Raw genomic sequence first — 5,561 nt, 5'->3', positions numbered from 1 at the left:
GATCCCGCGGATCGCGCCCAGTCCGCCGAAACCGTCCGAGAGCCCCGCACCAGTCTCCACTGTGGGGGTCGTCGTGAGGAGCATGTCGGCGACGAGGTCGGCCCGGATCTGATCCAGCGTGCGAGTGTCGGTCGGATCGGCGTTCTTCAGCGTTTTTGCTTGCTGGGTGAGACGGTCGTGCATCGCGTGCGCAAGCACCGCGGGCTGGATGGTGCTGAACTCCGCCATTCCGTCCCCGATGTCCCGCACACTCGCACCCCGCGACGCCCGCGCCTCCTGATGCCGTTCGGTCAAGGTCCGAGGCTGCAACGACTCCGCAAGCCGTGCGAGCGACGCCCCCAGCCGTCCCGGCGTGGTTTCTTCGGCACGCAGGAGCGCTTCAGTTTCGAACAGGGCACGCGCGTCGGGGTCCGTGAGGGGCAGGCCGTGTTCCATGATCGTGCGAACGTGCCCGGTGCTGACTCGTCCCTGTTCCCAGGCGTTGAATGTGGCGGGGAACTTCTCGGTCAGGGTGGCGGCGTCGTTCATGTGGCGTTGCACGGTCCGATCGGACATGCGCGCAGCTGCGCCTAGTTCTGCCGCCAGTGCCCGCAGCGGTAGCTCCGCCTCGCGGGAGGAGGGCGAGCCGAGTGCTGCTACCCGACGCGCCCCGACGGCGGCTGCGCGGGCGAACACGCGGGCTTCCGCGGCCTGGGCTTGCGCGACCGCGGCGCGCGCTTCGTCGATGTCGTGCGCGAGTTCACGGAACTCGGTGTCGACCTCGCGAATGATCGAATACATGTTCGAAACTCTACGGGCGACCTCCGACATCCGAAGCGCAAAAAGCGCCCATTTCAGCCCGGAACTACGCCGAAAACATGAGAGTTCTCACATCTTCGGGGAGGCGATGCGGCGGGTCACTTCGACAGGCTCAGTGTCCGTGAGGCACAAGCTCAGTGACCTGTTCGCGACTCAGCCCCCGGCGAAGGGGGGCAGAACGTCCACGAGCACATCGCTCGCGAGCGCTTCGTCGTCGCCCGCCCGGGAACCGCCGACCAGCACGGCGCAGCGCGGAAGGATGCGTCCCAGCTCGGGGTAGTCGTTCGTGAGCGCGGCACGGAGGTCACCGAGCGTCGGCTCGGAACGTACCTCTTCTTCGCGGCCGGCGGCCTCTTCGGCGGCGGCGAAATAGCGGACGCGCGCCACTAGCGCTTCTCCGCCCACTTTTCGGCGAGTTCCGTGATCGCGCGGACGGCTTCGCGCACGGACTCGGGTGAACCACCGGCCCGGCCGGCAACGAGTCCGGCAACGAATGCGCTGACGGGGGCGGCGGGACGAGCCACACCGTTCGCCACATCGCGCGCCAGATCGAGGATGAGCGAGACGTGGACGTCGTCGTTCGCCAGTTCGAAGCGCTCGCCGAGGGCATTCGCCCACTCATCCAGCGCCTCGGGCGGAAGGGTGCGGTCAGACCCTTCAGACGGCGTCTTTGATTCAGACACAGTGACGTCCTCTCCGGGCGCGTCCGAAAGACGACGAGCCCACTCAAGATCCTCCCACGTGTCGACATCCCGGGTCGCGGCCAGGGGCGCTTCGACCGCCACCAGGCGCAGCCCGCTGACGAGGGCTCGGACGGGGGCGTCACGTCCGCTATCGGGCACGGATGCGGCGGCATCGCGCAAGGCGGCAGTCCGATACAGGGCGGTCAGCCACTGCGACCGACCCGAAGCATCCGTCAGATGCGCCCCATCCTGATTCGGTGCGTCGAGCGGCAGCAGCGCGAGCGCCTGATCGACTCCGGGTAGGTCACAGGCGAGCACGAGCGTCCACTCGGCCTCGACGCGGGGGAGAGCGGCGATGATCGCCGCGACCGGACCCCCGAACGGCGGGTCTTCGCGGACCCATTGCACGCCCGGATCATCGAGCATCCGCTCTGCCGCGACGATGATCCTTTCCGCGCCCGCGGAACGCGCCGCGGCGATCGTTCGGGTCAGGAGAGCGGTGCCGCCAACCTCGAGCAGCGGTTTCTGCGCGCCGCTCAATCGGGACGCCCGTCCGCCCGCGAGGACGATCGCGTCGAACCCGCCGGGCGTCACGCCTCGCCGGGGCGCTTCCACGATCCCGATCGTCCGCCTTCTTTGGCCGTGATCCGGACGTTCTCGATCGAGCTCGACTTGTCGAGTCCCTTCACCATGTCGACGATCGCGAGCGCGGCGACCGAAACGGCCGTGAGGGCCTCCATCTCGACGCCCGTGCGGTCGGCGGTGCGGACGGTCGCTTCGATGGCGACGCCCCTGTCTTCGACGACGAGGTCGACGGATGCGCCGTGCACGCCGATGATGTGCGCGAGGGGGAGCAGCTCGGCGCAGCGCTTGGCGCCCTGGATGCCCGCGATGCGGGCGACGGCGAGCACATCGCCCTTCGGCACACTGCCGTCGCGGAGCGACGCGACGACCTCGGGGGCGCAGCGCACGAATCCGCGGGCTGTCGCTGATCGCACGGTGGGCTGCTTGTCGGTGACGTCGACCATGCGCGCATTACCGGAGGAATCCAGATGGGTGAAGCTCATGACACCAGCATGACATCGACCGCGTCGCCGGGTTCTACTCGAGAGAGCTCAGCCGCCACGATCGCGTAGGCCTCGGCGCGGGCGAGACCGCCGGCCAGGTGCGAGCCCGAGCCACCCGCCGTTGCCGGGCGGACGGTCCAGCGTGTGGGGTCGGTGCGATCGATCGCCGCCGGCAGATACTGACGGCGACCGGGCGGGGTCGACCAGCCCTCGGATGCGGGCAGTCGCAGGAGCGGACGTTGCACGTCCGCGCGGCCCTGCATCGCGAGGAGGGCGGGACGAACGAAGGTCTCGAACGAGACCGCCGAGCTGACCGGGTTGCCGGGCAATCCGAAGAACAGTGCGCCCCCGGGCAGCACCCCGAAGCCCTGCGGCTTGCCGGGCTGCATCGCGACCTTCACGAACGAGATCGCAGCATCCGAACCGAGGGCGTTCTTGACGACCTCGTAAGCGCCGGCGCTCACTCCACCCGACGTGATCACGACATTCGCGTCGACGGCGGAAGCCAAGACAGCGCGGAAGTCGTCTTCGTCATCCCCGACGCTTCCGACATGGATGACGTCGGCTCCGGCCTCACGCGCGAGTTCCGACAGCAGCACCGAGTTGGACTCGGGGATCTGACCCCGACGAAGGGTCGTGCCGGGCTCGGCGAGCTCGGTGCCCGTCGAGAGGACGACCACGCGCGGTGCGCGGCAGACCGATACGCGCGGCACGCCCGCCGCCGCGGCGGCCGCCAGCTGCAGGGCTCTGAGCGGAACGCCAACGGGGATGATCTCGTCACCGGTGTGGGCGTCGCCGCCGCGCCGCCGCACGTGGGCGCCGTTCGCACGTGGTGCGGCCAGCACGACCGCCTGCTCCAGGGAATCGTCGAGGCCGCCGACCGTGTCCTCGAACGGCACGACCGTGTCGGCGGCCGCGGGCAGGGGCGACCCCGTCATGATGCGGGCCGCTTCGCCGGGACCGAGCGGGGGATCAAGGTCCGTGCCCGCGGGTAGATCGGCGACGACGCGCAGGGCCACGGGCGCCTCGGCCGTCGCCGACCGGACGTCGGCGAAACGCACGGCGAAGCCATCCATTGCCGAATTGTCGAAGACGGGGATATCGACGCGCGCGAGGACCGGCGCGGCGAGGGTGCGACCGGACGCCGCGGCCAGCGGGAGGTCGACGGTGTCGGTCAGGCTGACGGCGGCGAGGATCTCGGCGAGGTGCTCTTCGACCGTGCGGAGGCTCATGCGTCAGCCGTCGTGAGGGGGGTCGCGAGGTGGCGCGCGAGGTCCGACGCCGCCCAGGCATCCATCCCGCCCGTCAGAACGATCGCCTCGACCCCGACGGCGGCCAACGCTCGCGCCGCCCGGGTGGCCCGGATACCGGCCTGGCAGATCACGACGACGGGACCGCCGATCGTCTCCGCGAACGCGTTCGGGTCGGCGAGTACGGCGCCCAGGGGAAGATGATGCGAGCCCGGGACCGTGCCGCTCGCGAGTTCGTGATGTTCCCGTACGTCGATCATCGTCGGGGCTGTGCCTGCGGCGAGGGCTGCGCTCAGTTCGTGCGCCGAGATCTCGGGGATCGGAGATGTCGCGACGGGAGAGGACGGTGCCGGCGACACGGATGCCTCGGCACCGGCGGGACGCAGCGGAACCTCGCGCTGCCGGGCGCGCAGGCTGTCGATCACGAGCACGCGGCCGAGCAGGGGTTCGCCGATACCGGCGATGAGCTTGATCGCCTCGATCGCCATCAGGCCACCCACCTGCAGGCAGAGCGCCCCCAGCACACCGACGTCGGCGCAGGTCGGCACGAAGCCGACGCTTCCCGAGGGGTAGAGGTCGCCGAGCCGAATGGGGTCCGTTCCCGCGGGAGGCGCGCTCCAGAAAACGGTCACCTGGGCGGCGAACTCCTGCACCGTGCCCCACACGAGCGGCGTGCCCAGCGCCTCGCAGGCTGCCGCGACGGCCTCGCGCGTGTCGAAGGTATCGCTGCCGTCGATCACGAGGTCGGCCCCCGCGAGCAGGTCCTTCGCGTTGGCGGGGTCGATGCGGGTCTTCCGGCCGTCCACCTGGGTCTCGGGTGAGAGCCCCGCGATCCGTCGGGCGGCGCTGTCGACCTTCGGTTCGCCGACATCCGCGAGGGAGTGAATCACCTGACGTTGCAGATTGGATGCCTCGACCACATCGTCGTCGATGACCGTGAGCGTGCCGACCCCGGCGGCCGCGAGGGCGAGCAGGACGGGCGAGCCGAGCCCCCCGGCGCCCACGACCGCGACGTGCGCGGCTCGCAACCGACGCTGTCCGAGTTCACCGAACCCGGCGAGGCTGGCGTGCCGGACGGTGCGCGCGCGCTCGCTCTCGCTCAGGGCGGCGACGGGCTCGACGAGGGGTGGGAGAGGCATGTGCCCAGGGTAATCCGGTGGCTGAGCGGTCGGGGCGGCCGGGATCGCCGTGCCGTCCGCACGACCGGTCGCCGACACGCCGGTGCATCCGGGCCCGTCGCGGGGTGTCGCCGGATGGATCGTGCGGACGGCACCGGGTGAGCCGAGGGCGTCGCGCGGGCGGGCGGAGGCACGCTGCATCCGCACGAGCGGAGATAATGCCGAGACAAACACGCAAATGCGGAGATAGGATCGGGAGATGCGCAGTTACAAGATCGCCGAGGCGGCACGGCTGCTCGGGGTGAGCGACGACACCCTGCGCCGCTGGGTCGAGCAGGAGCTGCTCCCCACCACGGGTGCCACGCCCGCCGAGATCCCCGGCCCGGAACTCGCCGCCCGCGCGGTCGAGCTCGCCCGCGCCGCCGCAGACCCGACCGACATCCTCTCCAGCGCCCGCAACCGCTTCGTGGGGCTCGTGACGCACGTGCAGATCGACGGCGTCATGGCCCAGCTCGACATTCAGGCGGGCCCGCACCGCGTCGTGTCTCTACTCTCGGCGGAGGCCGTTCGCGAGATGAACCTCGAGGTCGGATCCCTGGCGGTGGCCGTCGTCAAGGCGACCAACGTCATCGTCGAAGCGCCGCG

Annotated in this window: 7 protein-coding genes; 1 reads left to right on the top strand and 6 read right to left on the bottom strand. The window is 70.5% G+C overall.

Going from position 1 to position 5,561, the window contains the following annotated elements; translation table 11 throughout:
* From MIC448_RS14330 to MIC448_RS14300, 6 genes are all read right to left on the bottom strand, one after another.
* Positions 1–780: DUF222 domain-containing protein (locus MIC448_RS14330; protein WP_158497552.1), on the bottom strand; the 780-nt coding region annotated here is incomplete at its 3' end.
* 171 nt (positions 781–951) lie between these two features.
* Complete coding sequence (locus tag MIC448_RS14325; protein ID WP_036301206.1) at positions 952–1,185, bottom strand: MoaD/ThiS family protein; 234 nt, start codon at positions 1,183–1,185, stop codon at positions 952–954.
* Positions 1,185–2,096 carry an NTP transferase domain-containing protein gene (locus MIC448_RS16495; RefSeq protein ID WP_051514037.1) on the bottom strand — a complete coding sequence of 304 codons (912 nt, stop codon included), beginning with the start codon at positions 2,094–2,096 and terminating at the stop codon, positions 1,185–1,187. Before MIC448_RS16495 ends, MIC448_RS14325 begins: the two co-directional genes overlap by 1 nt.
* A complete protein-coding gene (gene moaC / locus MIC448_RS14310) occupies positions 2,072–2,548 on the bottom strand; it encodes a cyclic pyranopterin monophosphate synthase MoaC (RefSeq protein WP_036301200.1) in 477 nt (158 codons plus the stop codon). Before moaC ends, MIC448_RS16495 begins: the two co-directional genes overlap by 25 nt.
* Positions 2,545–3,780 (bottom strand): gephyrin-like molybdotransferase Glp, encoded by a 1,236-nt coding sequence (gene glp, locus MIC448_RS14305; RefSeq protein ID WP_036301199.1) that lies wholly within the window; start codon positions 3,778–3,780, stop codon positions 2,545–2,547. The genes moaC and glp overlap by 4 nt, the downstream gene beginning before the upstream one ends.
* Positions 3,777–5,117: a ThiF family adenylyltransferase gene (locus MIC448_RS14300; RefSeq protein WP_243420045.1), complete on the bottom strand. Its 1,341-nt coding sequence runs from the start codon at positions 5,115–5,117 to the stop codon at positions 3,777–3,779. Before MIC448_RS14300 ends, glp begins: the two co-directional genes overlap by 4 nt.
* Before the next feature lie 58 nt (positions 5,118–5,175).
* Between MIC448_RS14300 and MIC448_RS14295 the strand changes: the two genes are divergently transcribed.
* The coding region (locus tag MIC448_RS14295) for a molybdopterin-binding protein (RefSeq protein WP_036301196.1) at positions 5,176–5,561 on the top strand (386 nt) is incomplete at its 3' end.

It is taken from the genome of Microbacterium sp. C448, assembly GCF_000582705.2.
Taxonomy (GTDB): Bacteria; Actinomycetota; Actinomycetes; order Actinomycetales; family Microbacteriaceae; genus Microbacterium; species Microbacterium lacus_A.
The sequence above is the reverse complement of the archived record's forward strand: the minus strand, read 5'-3'. Positions and strand labels throughout refer to the sequence as shown.

Excerpts from the sequence above, each read along its gene's own strand:
- moaC (WP_036301200.1), bottom strand. The coding sequence starts at position 2,548 with ATGAGCTTCACCCATCTGGATTCCTCCGGTAATGCGCGCATGGTCGAC.
- glp (WP_036301199.1), bottom strand. The coding sequence starts at position 3,780 with ATGAGCCTCCGCACGGTCGAAGAGCACCTCGCCGAGATCCTCGCCGCC.
- MIC448_RS14300 (WP_243420045.1), bottom strand. The coding sequence starts at position 5,117 with ATGCAGCGTGCCTCCGCCCGCCCGCGCGACGCCCTCGGCTCACCCGGT.